Below are 23,907 nucleotides of genomic sequence, written 5' to 3'. Positions count from 1 at the left end.
CTCCCCTGGTGTTCTTTATGGGGTGATATGATATTTGCTATTCAATAAATTTTTTGCTTTCGTTTGAGACTCTTCCGTCCCGGTTACCGTCGCCTTGTTCAAAGCGAAAATAGCCAGGTTGCGAGTGTACGACATCTCTGACAACGCGCGTCCCGCCGCCAGATAGCTGCCGCCCATGGCAGCGTGATTCAGCACGATGTAGGGATCTGCCTTGACCGCTTCCGCATATGCTTCAGAGATGAGCCTCGTGCTTCCGGATTTGTCCGCCATATACAATTTGTAGAATAGTTCCGCGTTTTTGTTCAGCTTGCCCGCCTCTGCACCGAGTTTTTCGGATTGTCTGCGAATGTCATCATCGTTCAAAAATTGCGCCAAATCTGCCATTACAACGGCATATTCCAAGTAAACGGCAGCGTCCGGAGATGCGCTTAGCTGAGATTCGTACTTTTGCTTGATATCGTTGATGAGCTCCGCTTTTGCCGTTTTGAACGAATCCGCCGTTGCGCTGAACTTGCTTTCCGCAGCAATAATTTCTTTTGGCGGTCCTCCGAATAAATAGATAGGAACATCTTGTCCGAGCAGTCCTTTTCCCGTAGCTTGTCCCTTGTAGTAATGAATGCCCAAATATTTGCCGCCGTTCTTTCCGTCCTCCTCCGGGTTTTCTATCGCAATATTGCTGTAATCGCTATGTTGTCCGGGATGGCCGCCCGAAGCGTAAGAGCTGTCGGAAGAACCGAAGATCACAAAAGCATCCTTTACGTTGTCGTTAATCAATCCGTTGAGTACGAACGGTGGGTTCTCGTGCCTTGCTGCATTGAGCTGATCCGCCGCTTTTTTATATGCGTCGAGCATATCTTTGTAGCTGCCTTGAAGCTCCGGACTATCCAAATGGTCGCTGCCTTCGATAACCGTATAAGGTAGATACTGCACCCGGGCCCCTATACTTTCCGATATAAAACGCACCGGAACCATAGTCGCTCCATCGATTATTTGCGGCGGCACTTCCAGATTTACCGAAGCACCGTTGACGGATGCCTGACGGTTATCGACCTGAAGTGTCAGTCGGGTTTCCTCCTTGGAAGCGGTGATCGTTTTCGTTGCATCGTCCCATGACAGATCCAATCCGAGACTCTCCAGGATTGCGCGCAGCGGTACCAGCGTACTGCCGTTGACAAGGACAGGAGGTACGTCCAAATCGAGTACCGTTCCATTAACCTCGATAACTTTACCGGCAACGAGCACTTTGTTATATTCTTTTCCGTTCGCATCCACGACCTTGATTTTATGACCGCTGCGGTCCACGTAGGCTTTTTTGCCGTTCAAGCGGACCGGAAATACATCACCTGTGACGTCGTATGCGAATTCGTAGGCGGGCTCAACAACGATTTTACCTTTATTGTCGATGAATCCCCATTTCTCGCCGACACTAACACGAGCAAAGCCTCTTTGAAAATCCCCGGCAAAATCAAACTGTGGCGAGATCGCCGTTTGTGCGGATTTGTTGATATACCCGTATTTGCCATTGATCTTGACGGCTGCCAGCCCTTCCGAGAAAGAGCCTGCAGCGTCGTACTGAAGCGGGATGGCCTGTTCCTCTTTTTTATTGATAAATCCCCACTTGCCGTTAACGCTCACGGCAGCCAAATCTTCCGAAAAATCGAGCGCGTTATCGAATTGATACGGAATGACAAGCTCGTTTTTCTTATTAATGTAGCCGAATTTGTCCTTGCTCTTGACTCTGGCCAAACCTTGGGAAAATACCCCGCCATCTTCGTATTTCCCTAAAATGCTGATGTATCCGTTTCGGTCAACGAAACCAAACGTTTTCCCGGTGAAGACGGGAGCAAAGTCCTCCTGGTATTTTAAAGCGAAATCGTATTGCAATTTAACGGCCGTCGAGCCGTCTTTATTGATAAAACCGACGATCGTATTACCGTTGCGGTCAACCTGGCTCACCTTCGCACGCCCTTCGGAAAACTCCGAAGCCGTGGTATATTGCGGCTGAATGGCCATTTTTCCCGACGTATCGATATATCCCCAGCTGTCTTCAACGGCCACGGCGGCCAAGCCTTCGGAAAAATCGTTGGCCCCGTCGAACTGCGGCTCGATGGCAATCTTGCCGGTCGCGTCAATATAACCGTACTTGCTGTCCATTTTTACAGGGAACAAGGTGGCTTTCTCTTTAACGGCCGTTTCAGCAGAGGGGGTATCTGCGGAAGGTGCCGGAGCTGGATTGGCATCGGGAGCCGGAGTTGCATCCGGTGTGCCGCTTCCGGAACCGGGTGTTGTTTTATGTATGAAATCGATCGCAATTTTCCCCTTGCCGGCGGCATCGAACGTAGCGTTATAACCCATTACGTTGAAAAAATCGAGCGGCAAATAGGGGTACAAATTCCCTTCCAAATGGTACGAAACGTCCGTGCTTAAGGTGGCTTCCCGCAGCTTTTGTTTGTCCTTGTTCAGAACGCTAACCTTTTTGGAATCCGCTTTCATCTCATAATAAGTGCCGGTTCTGGTTTCCAAAACGGAAACTTTTTCCTTGTCGTATGTCGTGATGAGCACTACCTCATAATCCGTATTATAAAAAGCTTGGATGGCGGTAACCGGAACCATCGGCTGACCGTCCTTGACAACGATGGTGACGGACCTCTCCCATTTTTTCTCGTCCCCCAATTCCGTCTTGTACTGAATGGTCAAGCTGCCGTTCTGCAATAAATCGACCTTTGGCGCCGCGGCGGCGACGGAAGTCCATTGCAGGGCAAACAAGGCCGCAAGCAAAAAATAAATCATTTTCCGTTTCAACACGTCATCTCCCTTTTATATTTTTAAAGATTCTACAACTCTATCAATGTACCAAATTTATGAAAAATTTTAAATAGTTTGGCATTTTTGTTTTTTTGGGGAGCCCCAACCTCGTTAGTCGTTTTCATTATCAGCGTAGTTTCACTTGAATATTTTCCCTTGCAATGGTACATTGAAAGCAAATATATGGTGTGAAGCACATACCGCATTTGATACGTCTTGTTCGTATGAACATTGACGTGTTGAGGCGGTATTTTTTATTTTTAACGATTGGATGTGATCATAAATGAGCAAGTTTGACGAAGTTTATCAAATCTGGATGGATCAGCGGATTGTCGAGGAGAAAAGTCCAAGAAGACGGGAAATACTGCAAAAAGGATTAAGCCGCGGAACGATTGATTTTTTGCGTTTGATCTGGTTTCCTGCCGTAGGCAATCTGGATCACTTATATCCCGAATTCGAGGTAAGGGACTTTAACAACGGTTATCGCTATCTGGACCTTGCGTACATGCCCGGCCATGTCAAAGCATGCATTGAGATTCAGGATTACCGAAGCCATGCCAGAGATATTGAAATCAGCCGGTTCAAAGATTTATGCATGAAACAGTCCCTGCTTGTTCTTGATGATTGGCTCATCCTTACCATAGCTTACCTGTCCATTCGGGACGATCCCGGGGTCTGCAAGCAGCTCGTCCTTTCCTTCGTTGGAAAGTTTCTCGGCAGCGCCGTCCCTTCCGGACTCAGTTGGGCGGAGGCGGAAACCTTGAGGTATGCTCACAGACTGCTGCGTCCGTTTACCCCTGTAGAGCTTTCAAGTCATTTGCAGCTTTCTGAACATCGCATTAGAGTCATTCTTCGAGTGCTGATAGAGAAAAAACTGTTGGAGGTAGCTAGCGGAAAAAGGCGATATCGCACTTACCGACTACCGGAAATAAAGTGAATGGGATGCGATAAAATTTCTAACGGTTGCCACAGAGGTTATTGCAGGAAAATTGCCGATGTTAAAATTGTAGCGGTTGTGGTTGAGCTTATTTTGGCAATATGCCGATCTCTTATCGGATAATCCTTCAAATAAGCTCGCTGGCAACCGATAGAATTTGAAAATGAGCATTTTGAGCTAAATAAGCTCTATGACAACCGTTACAGCTTATGCGAACAGCGTTTGGGCCATGGCCGTGACTTAAGCCGAATTCGGCGCGCTTTGCGGCGTTGCACGGCGGTTGGTCAGCCCCATGCTCCATGAACAGCCCTAGGTCTCGCAACACCGTGCTCGTCACTTCGTTCCAACGCGCGGACGACTCCAGGTCGCCCCCTTCGTCGGCTACTCGGGATTGTCACTTCCCGTACTTCCGCTGCAGCTCGCGGATTTTGCCGATCAGCTCGGCGCCGACGATCGGCTCCAGACGATTGTACGCCGGATCCATCGCCTCCATCCATTCCCGCCGCTCCTCCGGGGTCTGCTCGTGAATCCGGATGCCCGACATCGAGCGGATTTCGGCAAGCTGCTTCTCGTTAATCGCGATGGCCGTCTCGTTGGCGAATACCGTCGCTTCCTTCATCGCCTCGAGGATCGGCGCATGAAGCTCCTCCGGCAGCTTGTCCCAAAACGTCTTGTTCATCAGCACCGCATAACCGAGGTAGCCGTGGTTGCTGAGCGTCATATACTTCTGCACCTGATAAAATTTTTTCGAATAAATATTCGAAATCGAGTTCTCTTCGCCGTCCACGGTGCCCTGCTCCAAATTGCGGTACGTATCGTTAAACGGGATCGGAAACGTTCTGGCGTCCATCAACCGGAAATATTCCTCGATCGCCCGGCTCGGCAAAATGCGGAAGCGCTGCCCTTTGAAATCGGCGGGATGCACCATCGGTCCGACGTTGCTGGTCATTTGCTTGAACCCGTTGCCCCAGAACGCCATGCCGATGATGCCGCGGCTTTTCAGCTTATCAAAAAGCGCCGCGCCGATATCCCCTGCGAAAGCCTCTTTCACCGCCTCGTTACTCAGAAACGCGTAAGGCAGGTCCATCACGATCCAGGGAGGAGACATTCCCGATATGTTGGAAAAAGACGGCGCAATCATCTGCACGCTGCCGCGCAGCAGCGCCTCCTGCTCGTTAGGCTCCGTATACAAAACGCCGTTCGGGTAAACCTCCACCTTCACGCGCCCGTTCGTCTTCTCCTGTACAAGCCGGGCAAATTCGGAAGCAGCCAATCCCTTAGGGGTATTTTCCGCGACGACGTGGCTGAATTTGATCACGATTTCCCGGCTCATGCCGCTCTGTTCATCGTCGAAAACTGCGGGCGTGCGCGTAAAGGCCGGATAAAACCCGATCATCAGCGCGGCAGCCAGGCCGATGACGACAAACAGCCCCGTTCCTATAAAAGATTTCATGCTTCCTCCCGGCGCGAATGTTAGATTTGTCGGCTATAGTGTATCGCTATTTTCCGGGCATTTCAACTTCGTCAGCGCACGGCGCGAATGGCGACGAAGCCGATCCGATTCCCGTACTCGGCCAGAAACAAACTGTTTCTTACAAGCGCTTCCGTTATGAACGATTGCCGCAAGGCATCGTCCGAGGGAAGGCGAAACCGGTCGGGATAGTCGATTTCGCTCTGCACCGATTGCTGCATGCTGAGCCGGCTGTTTCGCAGCAGGCGGACTTTGGCAAAGCCGCCGTTTTCGTAAAGACGGGTCCATTCCGCTGCGGAAGGAAGCTGCGCCGCGCCGTACAGCTCGGCAATTTGCTGCTGCGGGACGGCGCCCCGCGCACACAGCTCCAGATCGATCGTCTGGCCTCCCGGCTTCGTGACGCGGGCATACTCGCGGATCGCTTCGTCGCCGGGGACGAATACGGTCACCGATTCGATCAGCACCGCATCGAACGACGCATCCGGAAACGGAAGCCGGCGAACGTCCCCGCATACCCATTCGACCTTTATGCCGGCAAGCTCCGCGCGGCGCCGCGCCTTCTCGATCATGAGCGGATGCCGATCGATTCCCGTAACTTCGCAGCCGTATTGTTCGGCCACATAGCAGGCGGTTCTGCCCGTGCCGCAGCCCGCATCGAGCACCTTCATCCCGGGCCGGAGTCCGGCGCGGGAAAGCAGCTTCACCGTAGCGGCGAAGCCCCCGGGATGGGCGCTGCTTTCGCCGAGCAGAGCCAGCACGTCATGGTAAGAATGACGGTGCAATGTCGGCCCCCCTCTCCATAGTTTGCAATAAGCTCCTACCAGCTTACGCGCGAGCCCGCTTTTTTGCCTGGACGGATGACCTGGCCCGCCTTGTTTCATTATTGCGCAATCCTGTTGTATGATGTGGTCAGCAGATTCATTTTTTTCAAAAGAGGATACCGCCATGCTGCAAAAACTGAAAATAAACTGGAAAATCACCATATTGTCGTTTGGCATCGTGCTGTTTTCCCTGCTGATCGGCGGCATCGTACTGGTCGGCAATATCGTCAGCCTGAGGGAGGAGGAGCTCGGCCAGCGGCTGCTCATAACCGCCCGCACGGTGTCCCAGCTGCCGCTCGTCCTGGACGGTCTCGAGGATCGTTCCAAGGCGGCGGACATTCAAACCGCGGCCGAGCGCATCCGCATCATCAACGACGTAACCTACGTGGTGGTGATGGACATGAACCGGGTCCGTCTGTCCCACCCGCTCGCCGCCAGCCTCGGCACGGTCTCCCACGGCGCGGATGAAGCGTCCGCTTTCGCCGAGCATACTTATTTATCCAAGGCGAAAGGCGAGATCGGAACGGCGCTGCGGGCGTTCGTCCCGATCATTAACGAGGAGCACCAGCAGGTCGGCGTCGTGCTCGTCGGCCGCATTTTGCCGGACCTCGCCCAGGTGATCCTGGACCTCAGCGGCCAGGCCTATGCGATTTTGCTGCTCTCGCTGCTGTTCGGCAGCTGGGGCTCGTGGAAGCTCGCGCAGCATATCAAGCGGCAAATGTTCGAGCTCGAGCCGCACGAAATCGCCCGGCTGCTCGACGAGCGGACCGCCACGTTCCACGCGATGCACGAGGGCGTCATTGCCATAGATAACCATGAGCGCATCACGATTTTTAACGACAAAGCCAAGCAGATGCTGAAAGTGGAAGGCGACGTCATCGGCAAAGCGATCCGCGAGGTTATTCCGGATACGCGGCTGCCGGAAATTTTGGAGCTCGATCATCCGATCTACAATCAGGAGCTCGTCGTCGGGTCCGCCCGCATTTGGAGCAACCGCGTGCCGATCAAGGTCGGCGGCCGCACGGTGGGTGCCGTCGCGATTTTCCAGGACCGCACGGAGGTGACCCGGATGGCCGAGGAGCTTACCGGCGTCAAGGCGTTCGTCGATGCGCTGCGCGTGCAAAACCACGAGTACATGAACAAGCTGCATACGATCGGCGGCCTCATTCAGCTCGGCAGCAAAGAGAAAGCGCTCGACTATTTGTTCGACATCACCGAGCAGAAGGAGCAGCTGACCCGTTTTTTAAGCGAAAACATTCGCGACGACAGCTTGAGCGGGCTGCTTCTCGGCAAAATCAGCCGCGGCAAGGAGCTCGGCATCAAAGTATGGGTTGACCGGGGCAGCCGCCTGGAGAAGTTCCCCGAGCAGCTTGACCATCACGATTTTGTCGTACTGATCGGCAATCTGATCGAAAATGCGTTTGACGCGCTGGCGGGCGTTCCCGCCAATAGGGAAAAGCGGATCGATATCAGCATCGAGCAGGATGATTATGTATTATCCGTACTGGTGGAAGATAACGGATGCGGCATGCCGGAGGACGTTCGCGAGCGCATCTTCGAACGGGGCTTTTCCACCAAAGGCGGCAAGGAACGGGGCATCGGCCTTTACCTCGTGGCAGGTCTCGTGCGGAAGGGCCGCGGTACGATCGAGGTCCGTTCCGCGCCCGGCGAAGGGACGAGCTTTTTCGTTTCTTTTCCAATGAACCTTGAAGAGGAGGAGGCAGCGGCAGATGAGTAAACTGACGGTGGATGTGCTGCTGATCGAGGATGATCCGATGGTCCAGGAGGTGAACCGGCAATTTGTCGAAAAAGTCGACGGCTTCCGGGTTGTCGGCGTCGCCTCAACCGGCGCCGAGGGACTGGCTAAAATCAAGGAGCTGCGGCCGGATCTCGTCATTTTGGACATATTCATGCCGACGCTGGACGGCATCGAGACGCTGACGCGCATACGCCGGGAGCAGCAGCCGGTTGACGTCATCGTCATCAGCGCCGCCAACGACCTGCGCACCATTCAGCGCATGCTGCAAAACGGCGCCGTCGACTATATCATGAAGCCGTTCAAATTCGAACGGGTCAAGCAGGCGCTGGACAATTACCGCATTATGCGGGCCCGTCTGGAAGAGAACCGGTCCGTTTCCCAGGCGGAGCTGGACGAGATGCTGCGCGGCGGACCCGGCAGACCGGGGAAGGACGTCGCCACCGCGGACCTGCCGAAAGGGCTGCAGGCCGTTACGCTCAAGCAGATTATGCTCCATCTGATGAGCCGGGCGGAGCCGCTGTCCGCCGAAGAGGTGGCGGAAGGGGTCGGCATCGCCCGGGTGACGGCAAGGAGATACCTCGATTTCATGGAAAAATCGGGGCAGGTGCGGATGGATCTTCAGTACGGAGTCGGCCGGCCGGTCAACAAATACGTATGGAGCGGAGCCAAGTAAAAACGTATCATTCGACAAAACCATAATATTCGGGCTGTCCAATTTATGGTATGATGAAATCGTCTGAAAAGAAAACGGTTCCTAACGAAAAGGAGACGGTCCCTGTATGAGATTTCGCAGCTTGATCGGGCCTGTTGCTGCTATAGCGATACCTTTCTTGTTGTTCGAATTTCTGACGATGCATGAAACCATGGACCACAAGTTTGCGATGCCGCGGGGACATTTTTACATCGTGAGTTCGGTTGCCCTGCTGTCCACGGTCATCGCGGTGGCCGTCGGCGTAGCTGGAAGCCGCCTGCGCAACATCAAGGTCAAATTTCTCTCGCTCGCTTTTATTTCGCTCGCCGAAATTTTCGCGGTGCACGGCTTGTCCACGCCGAATTTTATTCTCGGGGTGACCCAGCTGCCCGGCATTGCGGCCCAGCTCAGCATCGCCCTTGCGACGTTGTGGCTTTGGCTGTCTTCGCTTTCTTCCGACAATCCGTTCGTGAAGCTGCTTGCCGGCCGCGAAAAGTTTCTCCTCCCGGGCTGGATCGGGGTCACCGGATTGTTCGGTATCGTCGGCTTGATATGCCCGGGCATCGTCGAGCTTCTTCCGCTGAATGTAAATCCGCTCAAATTAATATTCACCGCGCTGACGATATTTTTGAACCTGATTACGCTGCTGCGTTACTATCACTCTTATAGGTATTCGCAGTTCCCGCTGCAAATGGCGATCGTATACAGCTGCGGGTGGCTGATCGTCTCGCAGCTGATCATGGCGTTCGGGGAGACATGGCGGGCGAGCTGGTGGATTTATCATTTCCTGCTGCTCTTCTCCATGATCGTCATGCTGATCGGACTGGTCCGCCAGTATGCGGCAAACCGGTCGATCGCCGGCGCGATGCGGGCGCTGTTCACGACCGACCCGGTGGAACGAATCACCGATTGCATGTCCCCCAGCGTCAAAGCGCTCGTGCTCGCAACCGAAACGAAGGATACATATACAGCCGGTCATAATTTCCGGGTGACGATGTACGCCTTGAAGCTCGCCGAGGAAATGGCTCTCAGTCCGGAGAAGCTGAGGGCGATCGCACAGGGGACGGTCATACACGATGTCGGCAAAATCCAGATCCCCGATGCGGTGCTAAACAAACCCGGCAGGCTGACGCCCGAGGAGCGGGGGATCATCGAGCAGCATCCGGTCAAAGGGTATGACATGTGCCGAAGTCTCGGTTTTATGAACGAGGAGCTGGAAATCATTCGCTGGCATCATGAAAAATGGGACGGCACCGGGTATCCGGACCGCCTGGCCGGAGAGCAAATTCCGCTGCTTGCGCGCATTGTTGCGGTCGCCGACGTTTACGACGCGCTCACCTCGACGCGCGCTTACCGGCAAGCCTGGCCGCACAGCGAGGCGATGAAGTTTTTGCACGAACATAAAGGGACGCACTTCGATCCCGTCTGCGTCGATGCCTGGACGCGGCTTTGCGAGCGCGATCCTTCCGTTTATTTGTATCCGCTGCAGGTGATGAAAGAGGACACCCGGGTGTCCAACCTGCCGACCGCAACGGGAATGCATCAAGGGTAGCTCTAGTGTATGAAAGACCGCCTCACCGGTCCGTTACATGGATCGGCGAGGCGGTCTTTCATGCTCGATTCTTCATTTGCGCTTGTTTACTTTAATACTCCCGTTTAATTACAAAAAACGAGCCCCGAATGGTTCCGGCCAGCTTGGACTTCTGCCTCGCAAACTTAAACTTCCCTTCCAACTCCTGTGGTATCTCCATCCCCTCGGAAAGCTTAAAACCAACGGCCCGCTTCTTAGGGTCATCAACCGTATACATGACGTTGACCGCAAGGCCGTCCTCATAAAAGACGTAGGCCATTTTGATATTTTCCACTTGAAAACGTGACGTTTCCAATGGTTTGGCCGAGAATTCAATATCACGTTCTTCTTTCAGAATTCGGTTCACATAATCCAGGGTCTCCCGGCTTTCTTCAGCCGGTACAACCGTAAATTCATGCTTGTATTTAGTCATAAAGTAGCGGGCTTCATTAGCACGTAAACCTGCAAGCGCTTCTGCTACAGGCGAAGACTCTAAACCAACCGAGGATACATTTTTGAAATCAACAATATAGGACATTTTCATCTCTCCTCTTAAGACGCGACTGTATCTTTCCCGAGTAACTGCTTCTTATAACACTAACCGCTAACTCGACACCTTTTGGTGTCTATTTTTATTATAACACCGTTTTGCAGCGTGTCAACGATATAACATTGCGTTGATCCGTCGCTTCTATCCAAGACCAAAATGACCAAAAGCATCAATATGTCCAAATCAACACAAAGCCCGGTGAAAGCGATATCATTAGCCACAGAGAAAGATCAGGAAGAGAGGAAAGCTGTATGTCCATTCCCAGCGGCGCAAGCACCGGCATGATTTTGCGCCTGAAAGCGCATAAATTTCACGAAATGAGGGACATCCATGAGAATTAATTTGAAAAACTTGACGGTTCAAGTGCTCATCGCAATCGTTATCGGCATATTGATCGGCCAATTTAACCCGGCGTTCGGTGTCGAGCTTAAAGTTCTCGGCGATATTTTCGTCAAAATGATCAAGATGGTTATTGCGCCGATCGTCTTCTTCACGATCGTCATCGGCTTCGCCGGCATGGGCGATATGAAAAAAATCGGCCGCATCGGCGGCAAAGCGCTGCTGTATTTTGAAATCATCACCACTTTCGCCATGGCGATCGGTATTGCCGTTATGTATATCATTCATCCGGGAAGCGGCATGGATACGAGCAAGGTCGGCAAAAGCGCTGCGGAAGTCGCCAAGTATACGAAACAAGCGGCGGAAACGCCTCACGGCTTCGTCGATTTCATTGCCAGCATCATCCCGGATAATGCGATCGGCGCCTTCACCAAAGGCGAAATGCTGCCGGTGCTGTTCTTTTCCATTCTGTTCGGTTTGGCCCTGGCTTCCCTTGGCTCCAAAGGCAAACCGGTGGTCGAGCTGTTCGAAAAATTAAACGACGTGTTCTTCAAGCTGGTAAGTCTCATCATGCGCTTTTCCCCGTTTGCCGCGGGCGGCGCCATGGCCTACACGATCGGGAAATTCGGCATCGCTTCCCTGTTCTCCCTCGGCAAAATGATGGGTTCCGTCTACATCACCATGTTTTTGTTCGTCGTCGTCGTTCTCGGCCTGGTTGGTAAAATCTACGGCTTTAGCGTGTTCAATTTGCTGAAATTTATTAAAGAAGAGCTGCTGCTCGTGCTCGGCACATCGTCTTCCGAATCGGCGCTGCCGCGTCTTATGCAGCGCCTCGAGCAGTACGGCTGCTCCAAGTCGGTTGTCGGCCTGGTCGTTCCGACCGGATACTCGTTTAACCTTGACGGCACCTCGATCTATTTGTCAATGGCCGCGCTGTTCATTGCCCAGGCATACGGACTTGAGCTTTCCTGGGTGCAGGTGTTGACCGTGCTTGGCATTTTGATGCTGACGTCCAAAGGCGCCGCCGGCGTTACCGGCTCCGGCTTTATTACGCTCGCCGCGACGCTGACCGCCATCCCGGGTACGCCGATTCCGGTCGAAGGCATGGCGCTGCTGCTCGGCGTCGACCGCTTTATGTCCGAAGCGCGCGCCATCACGAACCTGATCGGCAACTCCGTGGCGACGGTCGTCATCGCAAAAAGCGAGAAGCAGTTCAACCCGCAAGGCCAAAGCCAGGCAACGGCAGCGGCCGAAGCGGGCCAGCAAATCGCTGCGGGATAATTGCCGGCCCCGCTAAAAAAAGAGCTGTCCCCGGGCTGCCTCAGCAGCCTAGGGGGCAGCTTTTTTGCATAAAATCGGTTGCAAACTTATAGAAGGAAACGGTGACCGTCCACTTCGAACCGTCGGTGAGCCGATAAAAAGGACCTGTGAAATCGTTCCAGACATTAATGACCGTAAGCAATGAACCCGTGACAATGACAGGCTGCAGAAGCGCAAGCATGATCGAGCCAAACAGCCGGACCGCGCCGCCTGTTTCCTCCCGAACATTGTATGCACATAAATGGATAGGCATCATAAATAATTCGACACCTCGATCAAATTCAGATCCGGATCGCGCAAATAGACGGAGACGATTTTGCCGGTCGCGCCGGTTCGCTCCACGGGACCTTCGATGATCGTGCCTCCGTTCTCTCGGATATGCCGCGCCGCTTCGGCGATCGGGGTTTCGGTGATGAAGCAGACGTCCGCCGAACCCGGTGTCGGGACGTTCGCTTTCGGCTCAAATTCGCGGCCTGCCTCGTGCAGGTTGATTTTTTGCTGCCCGAACTGCAGCGCTTTGCGTCCCGCGCCGAACGTTACGACCTCCATGCCGAGCACCTTCGTATAAAACGCGCAGGTCGCTTCGATATTTTTCACGGTCAGAACAAAGTGGTCCAGTCTGCTGATCTTCACGGCCATTCTCCTTTGTAATTGGTTCCGCGATTATATGCCCGGGCCGCACCTTTTGTCAATATTCCGGTAAAAAAGAAGTGACGCTGCTGCAAAATGTCGTATAATGGAGAAAGACATTTTCAGCAGAAAGGAACGGTGGCATGAGACCTACTCCAGCGATCACCCGTGCTCCCCGCCGCAGAAGCGCGCCAACCCGAATCCTGTGGATCTTGCTGGCGGCTTTGCTGGTGCTGGCTCTGGCGAGCGTCGGCATCTCCGTCTACGTCGGTTGGCAGCTCACCCATCCGGCCCGCGAGGCACTCACCGATTCGCCCGATAAACACGGGCTTGCTTTCGATAACGTACAATTTATGAGCCGTACAAAAGACGTCAATCTGAACGGATGGTTTCTTCCCGGAGCGGAGCCCCGCACGAATATGACCTTGGTTTTGGCTCACGGCTACCGCAACAATCGGCTCCAAACGGAAGCTCAGGCCATGGACCTCGCCGGGGCGCTCGTCGAACGCGGGTACAATGTGCTGATGTTCGACTTCCGCAACTCCGGCGAATCGGAGGGCAAGCTGACATCGGTCGGCTACTTCGAGAAAAACGACCTGCTCGGCGCCATCGACTGGGTCAAAGCTAATCAGCAGGGCGTTAAAATCGGCCTGGTCGGCTTTTCGATGGGGGCCACCACATCCCTCATGGCCGCAGCGGAAGAGCCTGCCGTCGCCGGCATCGTAGCAGACAGCCCGTTCGCTCATCTGACCAAATATTTGCGGGAAAACCTGCCGGTCTGGTCGCACCTTCCGAATTTCCCGTTCACTCCGCTGATTCTCGGGCTGATCCCTCCGGTAACCGGCATCGACCCGGACGGCGTGGATGCGCTCGCTGCGTCCGGCAAAGTGTATCCGCGTCCGGTGCTGTTCATTCACAGCGTAAACGATCACTCGATTCCGTTCGCCAACAGCGAAGCGATCTACAAGCTGCACCCCGACAAGTTCGAGCTCTGGCAGACGACGAACGAAGGGCATGCGAAATCGCATGCCGCCGATCCGAAAGCGTATGAACAGAAGGTGCTCGATTTCTTTGCGAAGCTTCAGTAGAATGTGGCGCATGCAAGGCACTTTGGGGATAAAATGGCCGCCTTTGGCTATTTGGCTTCCGGCTCCAGCTGCGTTTAGAGGAACTGACGTTCGCTATTCTGCGGATAATGGGCACAGCCGATTTATTAGAGGAACTGAGATGCGCTAAATCGGTCATATACGGCGTACAGCCCCGCAAAACAAGTAAATAAAGCACCGTAGTTCCTTTATTGTTGGCAAACCTGTCGAAATGGTTATTTTAGCGCACTGTAGTTCCTCTATCGGCTTGGATGACAAGCGGAGCGAGCTCCGCATTGGGTTGAGCCTGGCCTCATTGGGCTCCCCAAGACCCCTGAACCGCCCGTGCTCGTTACCGGCGGGGTGGTCAGGCATGAATCCTGACATTCGGGCAAAAACCTTATGCCGGACAGGCTGATCTTTCAGCGGCTTCTCAAAAAATAATCCCTCCGGCATCATGGCCAGAGGGATATTTCGTTTCTACACCAAAAACGGCACAGCTTTCTGAGCCCGCGACGATTCATAAATGTCCAGCACCATCGTCAGCGCCTTCACGCCTTCGCGGGCATCGATCCAAAACGGCTTACCCGCCGCAAGATGCTCGTAAAAATCGCGAATTTGCACGGCGTGGCTGACGCCCCAGTACGATTTTTCCCCCAAATCGTTCACCCGCGGCTCGCAGAGCATCGTCTCCTGATCGCCCTTGCGCAAGTACAGATAGTCTCCACGCATGTACAGCGTCCCCTGCTCAAATACAAGCTCCACCTCGACCGGGGAGTTTTGCAAGTATGCATTCGTCGCATAAAAAATCGCTCTCACGCCGCTTTTGAACTGAATCAGCGCATGGGCGGTATCTTCAACCTCGATAACCCCTTCGAGCGAATCGTTGGAAATGGAGCCTTTAATGCTGGCGATCTCCCCGCCGAACCACTGCAGCAGATCGAGCGTATGGATCGATTGGTTAATCAGTACGCCGCCGCCTTCGGTTTCCCATTTGCCCTTCCACGGGGTTATATAATAGTTTTCGTTCCGGTACCAGGTGACGAGCCCCTTCATGCAAATCAGCTTGCCGAGCTCGCCGGAATCGAGAAATTGCTTGATCCGCTGCGACGCCGGGTTGTATCGGTTTTGGAAAATGACGCCGAGCTGGACGTTCGGATTTTGAGCGGCAGCTTGCAGCAGACTTGCGGCCGCTTGCTTGTTTTGCGCCATCGGCTTCTCCGTAAGCACGTGCTTTCCCGCAGCCAAAAGCTCCACGGCCAAAGGCGCATGCAGATGATGCGGAGTGCACAGGTGAACGACCTGCACGTCCTCGCGGTGGAACAGCTGCCTGTAGTCGGTCAAATAATCGCAGCCGTACTGCTGCGCAGTCCGCTTTGCGAGCTCTTCGTCGGTATCGACGACGACCTTCAGCTCGGCAAGTTCAAGCCCCGCAAACGATTTCAAATGAACGCCGGATATTGAACCGCAGCCAACGAGCGCGGCACCGAATGTTTTCGTCACAGTATCATCTTCCTTCGTCTTTTTGTACAAATTGTAGCCCATAGGGCCGGGGAAATAAATACCGAATGTTTGCACAGGGTTGTGGAATTTGGCTGCTCATTTGACTTGGGATGCGACCGACGCCGTTTGACGCAAGTTCCGGAATTCAGTACTATCTTATAGGTAAACATTATTTGGAAACCTATCCCAACTGCATCTGTAACATGAAAAGAGGCTGCTTACATGAAAAAACAAAAGCTGGAGGAAATCGAGGCGCTGCGCGCGTTTGCGTTTCTCGCCGTCGTGCTGCAGCACGCAATCGGGCATTACGCGTACACCCCCGAGTCGAAGCTGGCGGACGGCTTACTGCTCGGGTTTATTTTGATGCTGACGAAATTTGCCGTGCCGATGTTTATATTCATCACCGGTCTGGTCCTGTTCTACAATTATAGCGGCGGTGTCCGTTATTTCGATTTTATGCGGAAAAGGCTGAAAGACATCGTGCTCCCGTACCTGCCATGGGTGGTTGTTTACGGGGCGATCAGCTACAGCTTAACTTATACGTCCTGGGCGGATTTCCGCGAATTCGGCTTGCTCGCGCTAACAGGGAAGTCGTCGTATCATCTGTGGTATATCGTAATGATTTTTCAGTTTTATATGCTCTTCCCGCCGCTCCGCCGCGTCATCTTATGGGGAGCGAAGTTCGTAGGCTCTGCCCGTGCCGCGGCGGTTTTGCTGGCCGTGCTCGGTGCGGCGTACATTGGGCTTACCGCAGTAACGGGGCCGGTCAACGGCTTCGTCGGGGCTTTGGGCATCCCTGTGATCGGCGGCCTGTTCGGCGAATATGCCGACCGGAACGCGCTGTATTTTATATTTTATTTCGTGCTCGGCGCAGCGGCGGGGCTTGCGATCGGTCCGTGGAGAAGCTGGCTCGAGCGGTGGAAAACGCCGCTGCTGTCCGTATATTTCGCCTTCATCCTGCTCATGCTGTATGTGATCGTTTCCCATTTCCGCTATGAGCCGCAGCTGGTCATTCATTACAACGACACGCTGCTCGTGCAGCCGCTGATGGCGGCGTTTTTGATCGTGTCCGTGCCGGCGATGCACCTGATCGCCCTGGCGTTCTCGCGCCGGGCGGGCGAGAAGCTGCGCCGGGCCGCCGCCGCAGTGGGCGGGTACTCGTACACGGCGTACCTGGCCCATGCACTGGTGCTTGTCGGCGCCACATGGGCGGCCGACCTGCTGCTGCCAGGCGTGAGCACGACGGTGCGCACGCTGCTCGCTTTTGCCTTGTGCGCAGCCGGCTCGGTGCTGCTGGCGATGGTGCTGCGCCGGGCCGCCGCGGCGGTGGGCCTTACGCGGCGCAAGCGGTAGGCCCTGCGCGGCGCGGGCGGCTGCCCTTGCGCGGGGCGGGCGGCTGGTCCTGCACGGCGCGGGCGGTTGCCCTTGCGCGGGGCGGGCGGCTGGCCCTGCGCGGCGCGGGCGGCTGCACCTGCGGGCGTGGGCGGCTACCCTGCACGGCGCGGGCGGCCCGCCCGCCCAATGCTGGTAGGTCCAACGGACTTAGAGGAACTATGGTGCGCTAAATGGGTCAGTTTCGGATCTTTTTGGAAATTAGCGGAACTCAGGTGATCTATTTGTCTGTTTTCCCGTTCCTCAAGCCATCTTCCACGGATTTAACGCATCTCAGTTCCTCTATTTATTCGTATATACCCATTTACCCGAGGATAGCGAACGTGAGTTCCGCTATGTTTATACGGCATACGGGATTCGGATTGTAGTCCAGCTTCTGTGGTTTCACAGGCGATTCCCCGATCGATCTCGCGAACGCCTCCGCCACGTTTCCGCTGGATGCGTGCCTCCGGCAGCCGGATTACCCCACATCGGAGCACGGCAAAGGGGACACCGGCAGTTCGAACGACTGCGGCGCCCCCTTTTTCAACTGGCAATGCTTATTACTTCTTCATTCCCGTATAAATGTGCACGGCATCCCGCAAAAACTCAGCGAGTCCCGGCTGCTTTTCGTCGTAATACGCCTTGAACCGCTCATCGTCCACATACATCTGGGCAAGGTTCGCATGAGCTTCCTTGCTGTATTCGCTCCAGTAATAGGTCAGCCAGCGCTTATGCAGATCGGCCGCCTTTTGGGCGATATCGCTAGCGGGGTCTCCCGTTTTGAACGCTTCGGCAAGCGTGTCCTTCACTTCGGCTTCCAGACGTTTCAGTTCCTCGTATTGCTCCGGAGTCATATTTTTCAGCTTGGCGTTCGACTTGTTCACGGCATCGTCGCCGTATTTTTCGCGGATTTCTTCGCCGTATTTGGCCTCGTTTTCGTCGATCAGCTTTTGTTTGAAGCCTTCGAATTTCTCTTTATCGGTCATCGTTATTCTCCCTTCGTGCATCGCAATCGTTTTTTCCACGTTCGCGATCAATTGATCGAGCTGCTTTCTTTTGTCGAGAAGCTGCTCCCGATGTTGCCTCAGTGCCTGGGCCCCGTCAAAGGAAGGGTCGGTCACGATCTCCTTGATGCGCTCAAGACTGACCCCCAGTTCCCGGTAAAAAAGGATTTGCTGCAGCCGGTCGACTTCCGCCTGACCGTAAATCCGGTACCCCGACGACGACACTCTTGCCGGCTTAAGAATGCCGATCTGATCGTAATACCGCAGCGTTCTCGTGCTGATACCCGCGAGCTTTCCCAGCTTTTGCACGGTGTATTCCATCTGCTCACCTCCCGACAACTTCAATGTACACGTTGACGTAGCGTCAAAGTCAATATGTTTATGCAAAAAAGACCGGATCTTTTTTATGAAAAGATTTCCGGTCCTATGATCTGCAATTTGGAAGAAAGCATGCATGACATGCCGTCCTCCGGCACGCGCTGAGTCGCTGAACGGCGGCCATTCAGCCTCGTATACGATTATTTTTTGCCGTATTTCTCGGTTCGTGCGTCGCGGATGATTCCGCTCCAGTTCAGCCCGAAAGCGAAGTCATATGCGTTCCCGGCCGAATCGACGTAAACCTCCATGTCGTGCGGGACGTCTTCGAGCTGCTCCTCAACAGCTTTCATATCGGCGGGCAGCTGGAACGGCAGCAGCCCGCTCGGCTCCGCTTCCCCGGTCAGCAGCTCCATGAACGCCCGATCCTCCGCCCCAAAATGCGCCAGTATCGCGCTCGCCGCCGATTCGAATTCCCCGACTACAGCCGGATTCGCTAAGAAGATCGAAACGATGACCGGCTTATCTTTCATGAGCTCTTTCGTCTTCAGCACCATGTCGAGGTCTCCCTCGTTCGCCACCGTCACTGTCTTGCCCTTGTACGTGCGGTTAAGCACGTCCTTGGCACGCGGATCGCCGGCGATGCTCTCCTCCCGCGCATGCTCGGCAGTGTAGGGGCGGTACTGCAGGCTGATCGGCACGTACCCCGTGCCTCCCGCTTCAGCATCCGCTTTGCTGTAGCCCATCGTGTTGCGGGGACTCTCGATGAACACAAGCGCATAATCCGCCTCATCCGGATCGTCTGTTACCTCGAAATACTGCCGCACAACGTCCGGATTAACCGGATAGCCTTCCCAGGCGGGCGTCGGCAGCCCCAGCCAGCTCGTTCCTGCGGGAAGCGACCGCTTCGGAATGTAAACCTTCTTATGTTTCTGCAGCGGCAGCGCCCGGTTTTCATTTTTCAAAAGCACAAACGATTTCAGCTGCGCCTCGAACCCGGCCTGCACAAACTCGTCACAGCCTACGATAGCCGCGGTTTCTTCCACCCTCAGGTACGGATTCTCAAACAGCCCGAGCCGGAACATGTTCGTCAGCAGCCGTACGGCGGATTGCTCGAACCGTTTGCGCATAAACGCCTCGCCCTGCTCCTTCACTCCGATGTGATACGCTTCGATGACCGGCCCGGCCTGATCGTTGCCGCCGAATTGGTCGACGCCCGCCATCAGCAGCTTGTAGTGGCGCTCGGCGATCGTAAATCCTTCTTCGACTCCCCAGCATTTGCCGCCGGGAAACAATCTCGTGATATCGTCCGGCTCGTCGCCGGTGATTGCCCAGTCGGTGCAGACGACTCCGTCGTAGCCGGCCTTATCCCGCAGCAGGTCGTTTATGATGTAGGAGCTGTAGGAATTGCCGACGTTTTCCCCGTTTTTCTTATCCTGCCCATACGAGATCGTATAATACGGCATGACGGCCGATGCTTTCCCCGTTGGGCCTGCCAGCTTAAACGCCCCTTCGGTGAACGGAATCATGTGCTCCTCAAAATTATTCCCCGGATAGACGGCGTATTTGCCGTAGCCGAAATGCGCGTCGCGTCCGGCCTCCCCGGACCCGCCGCCCGGCCAATGCTTGACCATCGCGTTCACGCTGTCGTAGCCCCAGCCGTCCGCAATTTCCGCGTCCCCCTCGGACGTCTGGAAGCCGTCGATATACGCACGCGCCATATCGGCGGAAAGCTGCGGATCTTCGCCGAACGTCATGCCGAAGCGGAACCAGCGCGGATCGGTCGCAATGTCCACCTGCGGCGACAGCGCCGTCGTGAGGCCGAGCGCCCGGTATTCCTTGGCGGCGATTTCGCCGAATTTCCGCGCTACCTCCGGGTCGAACGTCGCCGCAAGGCCCATCGATTCCGGCCAGATCGAGATTTTGCTGCCGCCGCCGACTTTGAACTCCGCGGAGGCATCGAGCCCGTGGCGCGGGTCCGAGCTGTTGTTGGCCGGGATGCCGAGAGGCTGGCTTTCCGCAAACGACTGCACGAGATTATTCCATTTGGCCGCTGTCTCCGGGCTTTCCACCCGCGTCACCAGAATGTGGCGGATATGGTCGCCGGCTACGAACGCGCGCTGCTGGTCGGTCAGCTCGTGCGAAGCGGCGCCGCTTTCGGCAAACGTTTTGCCGCCGTACGTCGCCGGCTTCCAGCCCAGGCTGCCGGGAATCGCCTGATGGCTGCTGTACAGCATGAGCCCGGCGATTTGCTCGATCGACATTTTCGATGCGAGATCCTTCGCCCGCTCCTCGGGGGACAGCCGCCAATCCTCGTATTTGTCCAGCACGCCGTCTTTGTTCAAATCTTTGAACGCGAGGCCGTCCTGATGCAAAATACGGACTCCGGACTCCTCCGAATACCCTAACGTCGGGCCGCTCTCGTTTCTCACATAACGTATGACTGTGTTTTTTGCTTCCTTCTGCAAGCGCTTCCCCTCCCATGGAAAATATTCCGCTGCCCCAGGAGTCTGTCCGGCGAAAAGAGTACTACAGCTGTGGATGGATTCGGACAGAATCCTGAGCGGCTGCCGACACCTTACTTCCATTGTATGGTATTACCCGGCAACCCAAAAGTAGGTAAACTATAGCTTTCAGGTGTCGTTTTTTTACTTTTTCGGCGGCCTCGCCACGAACATTCCGCCATCGTTGTCGCGCGGAACGGTATCGGATGTCTGCAAATACCACTCCAGCAGCCGCGATTCCATCGCCGCTCTGACGCCGGCATATTCAGGATCATCATAGACGTTCCACAGCTCCATAGGATCCTTCTTCAGATCGTAAAGCTCATTCACCTCATCCGTCCGGCGAATGAGCTTATACTCTTGCGTCCGCATCATCGTCGTGCGGCACACGCTGTGAGGCTGCTCCTGCTGCTGCCTCGCTTTTGGCCAATAATAGCTGTCCGGGTTGTTCGCGAACCAACCGTCGCGCACCGGGTCGCCCTCGAAGCAATGCGGCTCCCGCGGGTTGTAGCCGCCTTCCGCGAACACGGCGCGGTCCGGATCGCCGGCTGCGCCGTTCAACTGCGGCACAAGCGAGTGCGCAAAATGATCGTGCTCCGCCTCAGTGTCCGCCAGCTCCAGCACCGTGGCCATAATGTCGAACAGCTCCACCTGTTCGGTCACCTCATGGCCCGCCTTGTTGCCGGGGGCGCGAATAATGAGGGGCACCCGGGTCAGCACGTCCTCCATGCCGTTCGGCCATTTTTCGACCAGCCCGTAGTCACCTGCGTAATCCCCGTGATCCGAGGAAACGATCACCGTCGTATTGTCCATGAGGTCGCTGTCCTTCAGCGCGTCCATGAGTATGCCGAACGCCCAGTCGACATAGCTGATCATCCCCAAATAAACGGCCTGGACCCGCGCCAAAGTATCGTCCGTCATCTTGTCCAGTCTCCGGTACGAGCGAATATGCTCATGAAACGAAGGCTTGCCGCCCAGCTCCGCCGGGCGCAGCTCCGAAATCGCCGCCGGATCGTACATGCTGTGGAACGGCTCGGGCACGACATACGGCGCATGAGGCAGCAGCGTAGGCAGGTAAAGCATAAACGGCTTCTCGCGGGCTTCCTCCGACTGGAGAAACCGCACCGCTTTGCGGATCGCCATCGCCGTTTCGGTCGAATGGACGTCCCCCTCCTCCGGCTCCAGCAAAAAGCTGTAAAACCTCGGATCGTCGGGAGAATACGGATTTTTCTTTTTAAAATCTCCGCGGAACTCCCGCATCATCTCGCCTTGTTCCTTGTACGCCTCGTCCCCCAATATTTCGACCAGATAAGGCTCGGAATACAGATGGTTTTTGCCGTACCACTTGATCTGATAACCCGCCTTCTTCAGGTAACGGAACAAGCTCGGCTCGTGCGGGCGCAGCAGATGCCACAGCGTGCGGTGGCCGGACACGTGCGGGTACAAGCCGGTCATCAGGCTGCAGCGCGACGGGCTGCACACCGGATTTTGCACGTGGCATTGATCGAACCGGACCCCCTCCGCGGCAAGCCGGTCCAGATTCGGCGTTTGGACGAGCGGATGCCCGTAGCACCCCAGGCTTTCCGCCCGCATCTCGTCGGGGAAGAAAAAAATGAAATTCATCGGTTTATCCGCCATAAGGCATCTCCTCTCTCTGAAAAACATAAACATACCCAAGAACATAAGGTATGTTTATATCCGCTCCTTGCTATTTGTTACCCTCCGCCTTCAGCCAGGCGTCGAGCTGCTTTTGCTTCTCGGCGATGATTTTGTCCAGGCCCGCCGCCTTCAGCTTGGCGTTGAATTCGGGAAGCAGCGACGGATCGAGTGTGCCGGTTTCCAGGCCGACTTTATACTGGTTCAGCACGTTCGTGACGGCGGCCACCTCCGTTTTGATCGGTTCCAGGTCCGCCGTAAAGCCGAGTGCCTTGGACTTGACCGCGGAATCTTTAAACGCCTTCATTTGATCCCAAATTTTCGGGTCGGTCCCTTCCCATATGTAAGTCAAATAGTTGTTGCCGACCTCCCATTGGTTGAACAGGTAGCCGCTTTCGGTGACTCCGGGTACTGGAGCGATGATGTTGTCGGATTTTTTCACATAATGTTTGCCTTCGATGCCGTTAGAGATCAGGTTGGCGATGTTTTTATCCGTATACAGCAGGTTCATGAACTGCATCGCCTTATCCGGATTGCCGCTGTTTTTCGCGATCGACATCATGAAGCTCGTTACGTTGTAGCTGTTCATATACGGCTTGGTAAGCCGGATGACGGCCATTTCCTTGCCGGTCTGCGCGGCATCCTGCTGCTCGTAGCCCGGCTTAAGGTTGGTCAAGTACGAGAACGCCTTGCCCGCTTTCACGAGATTCTGCCCGGTTTCCTGGGAGTTCGCGATATCTTTCAAAATATAGCCGGCCTGGTACCATTTGCGGACCAAGGCGAGAGAGTCCGCGTACTGCTTCGTTTCAAACAAATTTTGCACCTTGAGATCGCTGCCCGAATCGGCCAGGACACCCATGCTGTCGCCGAGCAGGTCGAACTGGGCGTTGTAAATTTTCAAAGCGGGCGTCTGCGAATTGTTTTGCTGAACGAGCGGAACGATGCCCGGCTCGTTGTCTTTGATCGTCTTGAAAATCGGCTCGAGATCTTCCCAGGTTTTCACCTTGCTCAGATCGATTTTATATTTGTCGACGAGGTCTTTGCGCATGCTGATGCCAAAATCGGTAGCCAAATCCCGCATGCTCGGAATGCCGTATATTTTGCCTCCTACCTTCGTTGCTGCAAGAAGCTCAGGGCCTACGGCATCTTTTATCCCTTGGCCGTATTTATTCAGCAAATCATCGAGCGGAACAAGCTGTCCTTTGGCGACCTGACTGCCGTAATTCCGGCTCGCCATCGTGACGATCAGGTCGAGATTTTCGTTGGCCGCGAGCATCAGGTTCACCTGCTGATTCCAGGCGGAAATGCTGATGGGCACCAGCTTGACGGTGGCGTTAATCTTTTCTTTGGTGATTTTGCTGATCTCGTCTTGAACGAGACCGACATCCTTCAAATTGCTGAACGTCATGAAGGCCATGGATATTTCGTACGGCTTCTCCTCTTTCGCTCCTTTCGCCGGCTCGGCTCCTTTGCCGGTGTCGCTGCCGCTTCCACAAGCGGCGAGCAGCGAAGACGATGCCAAAGCGATGCCGAGCAGCCCGGCGGCGGCTTTCATTTTTTTCGACATGTGCGG

18 protein-coding genes are annotated in these 23,907 nt (G+C 54.9%); 7 read left to right on the top strand and 11 right to left on the bottom strand.

All coding sequences use genetic code 11. The features are described 5' to 3' along the window. Positions 1-15 precede the first annotated feature (15 nt). Positions 16-2,802 carry a WG repeat-containing protein gene (locus MYS68_RS34530; RefSeq protein WP_248930078.1) on the bottom strand — a complete coding sequence of 929 codons (2,787 nt, stop codon included), beginning with the start codon at positions 2,800-2,802 and terminating at the stop codon, positions 16-18. Between the two features lie 286 nt (positions 2,803-3,088). Between MYS68_RS34530 and MYS68_RS34525 the strand changes: the two genes are divergently transcribed. After that, positions 3,089-3,742, top strand: coding sequence for a transcriptional regulator (locus tag MYS68_RS34525; RefSeq protein WP_248930077.1), 654 nt, complete (start codon positions 3,089-3,091; stop codon positions 3,740-3,742). Positions 3,743-4,136: 394 nt separating this feature from the next. On the opposite strand, the gene MYS68_RS34520 is transcribed toward MYS68_RS34525, so the two are convergent. Both MYS68_RS34520 and MYS68_RS34515 read right to left on the bottom strand, forming a co-directional pair. Further along, positions 4,137-5,195: a TRAP transporter substrate-binding protein gene (locus MYS68_RS34520; RefSeq protein WP_248930076.1), complete on the bottom strand. Its 1,059-nt coding sequence runs from the start codon at positions 5,193-5,195 to the stop codon at positions 4,137-4,139. 71 nt (positions 5,196-5,266) lie between these two features. Next, positions 5,267-5,995, bottom strand: a complete 729-nt coding sequence (locus MYS68_RS34515; protein WP_248930075.1) for a class I SAM-dependent methyltransferase — start codon at positions 5,993-5,995, stop codon at positions 5,267-5,269. Positions 5,996-6,158: 163 nt separating this feature from the next. Between MYS68_RS34515 and MYS68_RS34510 the strand changes: the two genes are divergently transcribed. The 3 genes from MYS68_RS34510 to MYS68_RS34500 all read left to right on the top strand — a co-directional run bounded on the left by MYS68_RS34510 (position 6,159) and on the right by MYS68_RS34500 (position 10,036). Further along, on the top strand, positions 6,159-7,772 hold the full coding sequence (locus MYS68_RS34510; protein ID WP_248930074.1) for an ATP-binding protein: 1,614 nt from the start codon (positions 6,159-6,161) through the stop codon (positions 7,770-7,772). Continuing rightward, positions 7,765-8,466: a response regulator gene (locus tag MYS68_RS34505; RefSeq protein WP_248930073.1), complete on the top strand. Its 702-nt coding sequence runs from the start codon at positions 7,765-7,767 to the stop codon at positions 8,464-8,466. The genes MYS68_RS34510 and MYS68_RS34505 overlap by 8 nt, the downstream gene beginning before the upstream one ends. Positions 8,467-8,572: 106 nt before the next feature. Beyond that, positions 8,573-10,036, top strand: a complete 1,464-nt coding sequence (locus tag MYS68_RS34500) for an HD-GYP domain-containing protein (protein ID WP_248930072.1) — start codon at positions 8,573-8,575, stop codon at positions 10,034-10,036. Between the two features lie 91 nt (positions 10,037-10,127). Here the strand turns inward: MYS68_RS34500 and MYS68_RS34495 are convergent, their stop codons facing one another. Further along, entirely contained in the window at positions 10,128-10,592 is a 465-nt protein-coding gene (locus MYS68_RS34495; protein WP_248930071.1) for a phage tail protein, read from the bottom strand. Positions 10,593-10,934: 342 nt separating this feature from the next. On the opposite strand from MYS68_RS34495, the gene dctA reads away from it, so the two are divergent. Then, positions 10,935-12,224 carry a C4-dicarboxylate transporter DctA gene (gene dctA, locus MYS68_RS34490; protein ID WP_248930070.1) on the top strand — a complete coding sequence of 430 codons (1,290 nt, stop codon included), beginning with the start codon at positions 10,935-10,937 and terminating at the stop codon, positions 12,222-12,224. Between the two features lie 40 nt (positions 12,225-12,264). Here dctA and MYS68_RS34485 read toward each other — a convergent pair whose 3' ends face one another. Beyond that, on the bottom strand, positions 12,265-12,519 hold the full coding sequence (locus tag MYS68_RS34485) for a hypothetical protein (RefSeq protein ID WP_248930069.1): 255 nt from the start codon (positions 12,517-12,519) through the stop codon (positions 12,265-12,267). Next, positions 12,516-12,896, bottom strand: coding sequence for a VOC family protein (locus MYS68_RS34480; protein WP_248930068.1), 381 nt, complete (start codon positions 12,894-12,896; stop codon positions 12,516-12,518). Before MYS68_RS34480 ends, MYS68_RS34485 begins: the two co-directional genes overlap by 4 nt. 140 nt (positions 12,897-13,036) lie before the next feature. On the opposite strand from MYS68_RS34480, the gene MYS68_RS34475 reads away from it, so the two are divergent. Next, positions 13,037-13,981 carry an alpha/beta hydrolase gene (locus MYS68_RS34475; protein ID WP_248930067.1) on the top strand — a complete coding sequence of 315 codons (945 nt, stop codon included), beginning with the start codon at positions 13,037-13,039 and terminating at the stop codon, positions 13,979-13,981. A gap of 477 nt (positions 13,982-14,458) precedes the next feature. Here MYS68_RS34475 and MYS68_RS34470 read toward each other — a convergent pair whose 3' ends face one another. Then, positions 14,459-15,481, bottom strand: coding sequence for a Gfo/Idh/MocA family protein (locus MYS68_RS34470; protein WP_248930066.1), 1,023 nt, complete (start codon positions 15,479-15,481; stop codon positions 14,459-14,461). Between the two features lie 222 nt (positions 15,482-15,703). On the opposite strand from MYS68_RS34470, the gene MYS68_RS34465 reads away from it, so the two are divergent. Further along, the gene (locus MYS68_RS34465) at positions 15,704-16,834 is read left to right on the top strand and encodes an acyltransferase (protein ID WP_248930065.1); all 1,131 of its coding nucleotides are present in this window, start codon (positions 15,704-15,706) and stop codon (positions 16,832-16,834) included. Between the two features lie 581 nt (positions 16,835-17,415). Here the strand turns inward: MYS68_RS34465 and MYS68_RS34460 are convergent. The 4 genes from MYS68_RS34460 to MYS68_RS34445 all read right to left on the bottom strand — a co-directional run bounded on the left by MYS68_RS34460 (position 17,416) and on the right by MYS68_RS34445 (position 23,901). Continuing rightward, positions 17,416-18,180, bottom strand: a complete 765-nt coding sequence (locus tag MYS68_RS34460) for a MerR family transcriptional regulator (RefSeq protein WP_248930064.1) — start codon at positions 18,178-18,180, stop codon at positions 17,416-17,418. A gap of 197 nt (positions 18,181-18,377) precedes the next feature. Next, a complete protein-coding gene (locus tag MYS68_RS34455; protein WP_248930063.1) occupies positions 18,378-20,642 on the bottom strand; it encodes a glycoside hydrolase family 3 protein in 2,265 nt (754 codons plus the stop codon). Between the two features lie 180 nt (positions 20,643-20,822). Further along, positions 20,823-22,316 (bottom strand): sulfatase family protein, encoded by a 1,494-nt coding sequence (locus MYS68_RS34450; RefSeq protein ID WP_248930062.1) that lies wholly within the window; start codon positions 22,314-22,316, stop codon positions 20,823-20,825. Between the two features lie 70 nt (positions 22,317-22,386). Beyond that, on the bottom strand, positions 22,387-23,901 hold the full coding sequence (locus MYS68_RS34445) for an ABC transporter substrate-binding protein (protein WP_248930061.1): 1,515 nt from the start codon (positions 23,899-23,901) through the stop codon (positions 22,387-22,389). Between the last annotated feature and the right edge of the window lie 6 nt (positions 23,902-23,907).

Source organism: Paenibacillus hamazuiensis (assembly GCF_023276405.1).
Lineage (GTDB): Bacteria > Bacillota > Bacilli > Paenibacillales > NBRC-103111 > Paenibacillus_AF > Paenibacillus_AF hamazuiensis.
The sequence above is the reverse complement of the archived record's forward strand: the minus strand, read 5'-3'. Positions and strand labels throughout refer to the sequence as shown.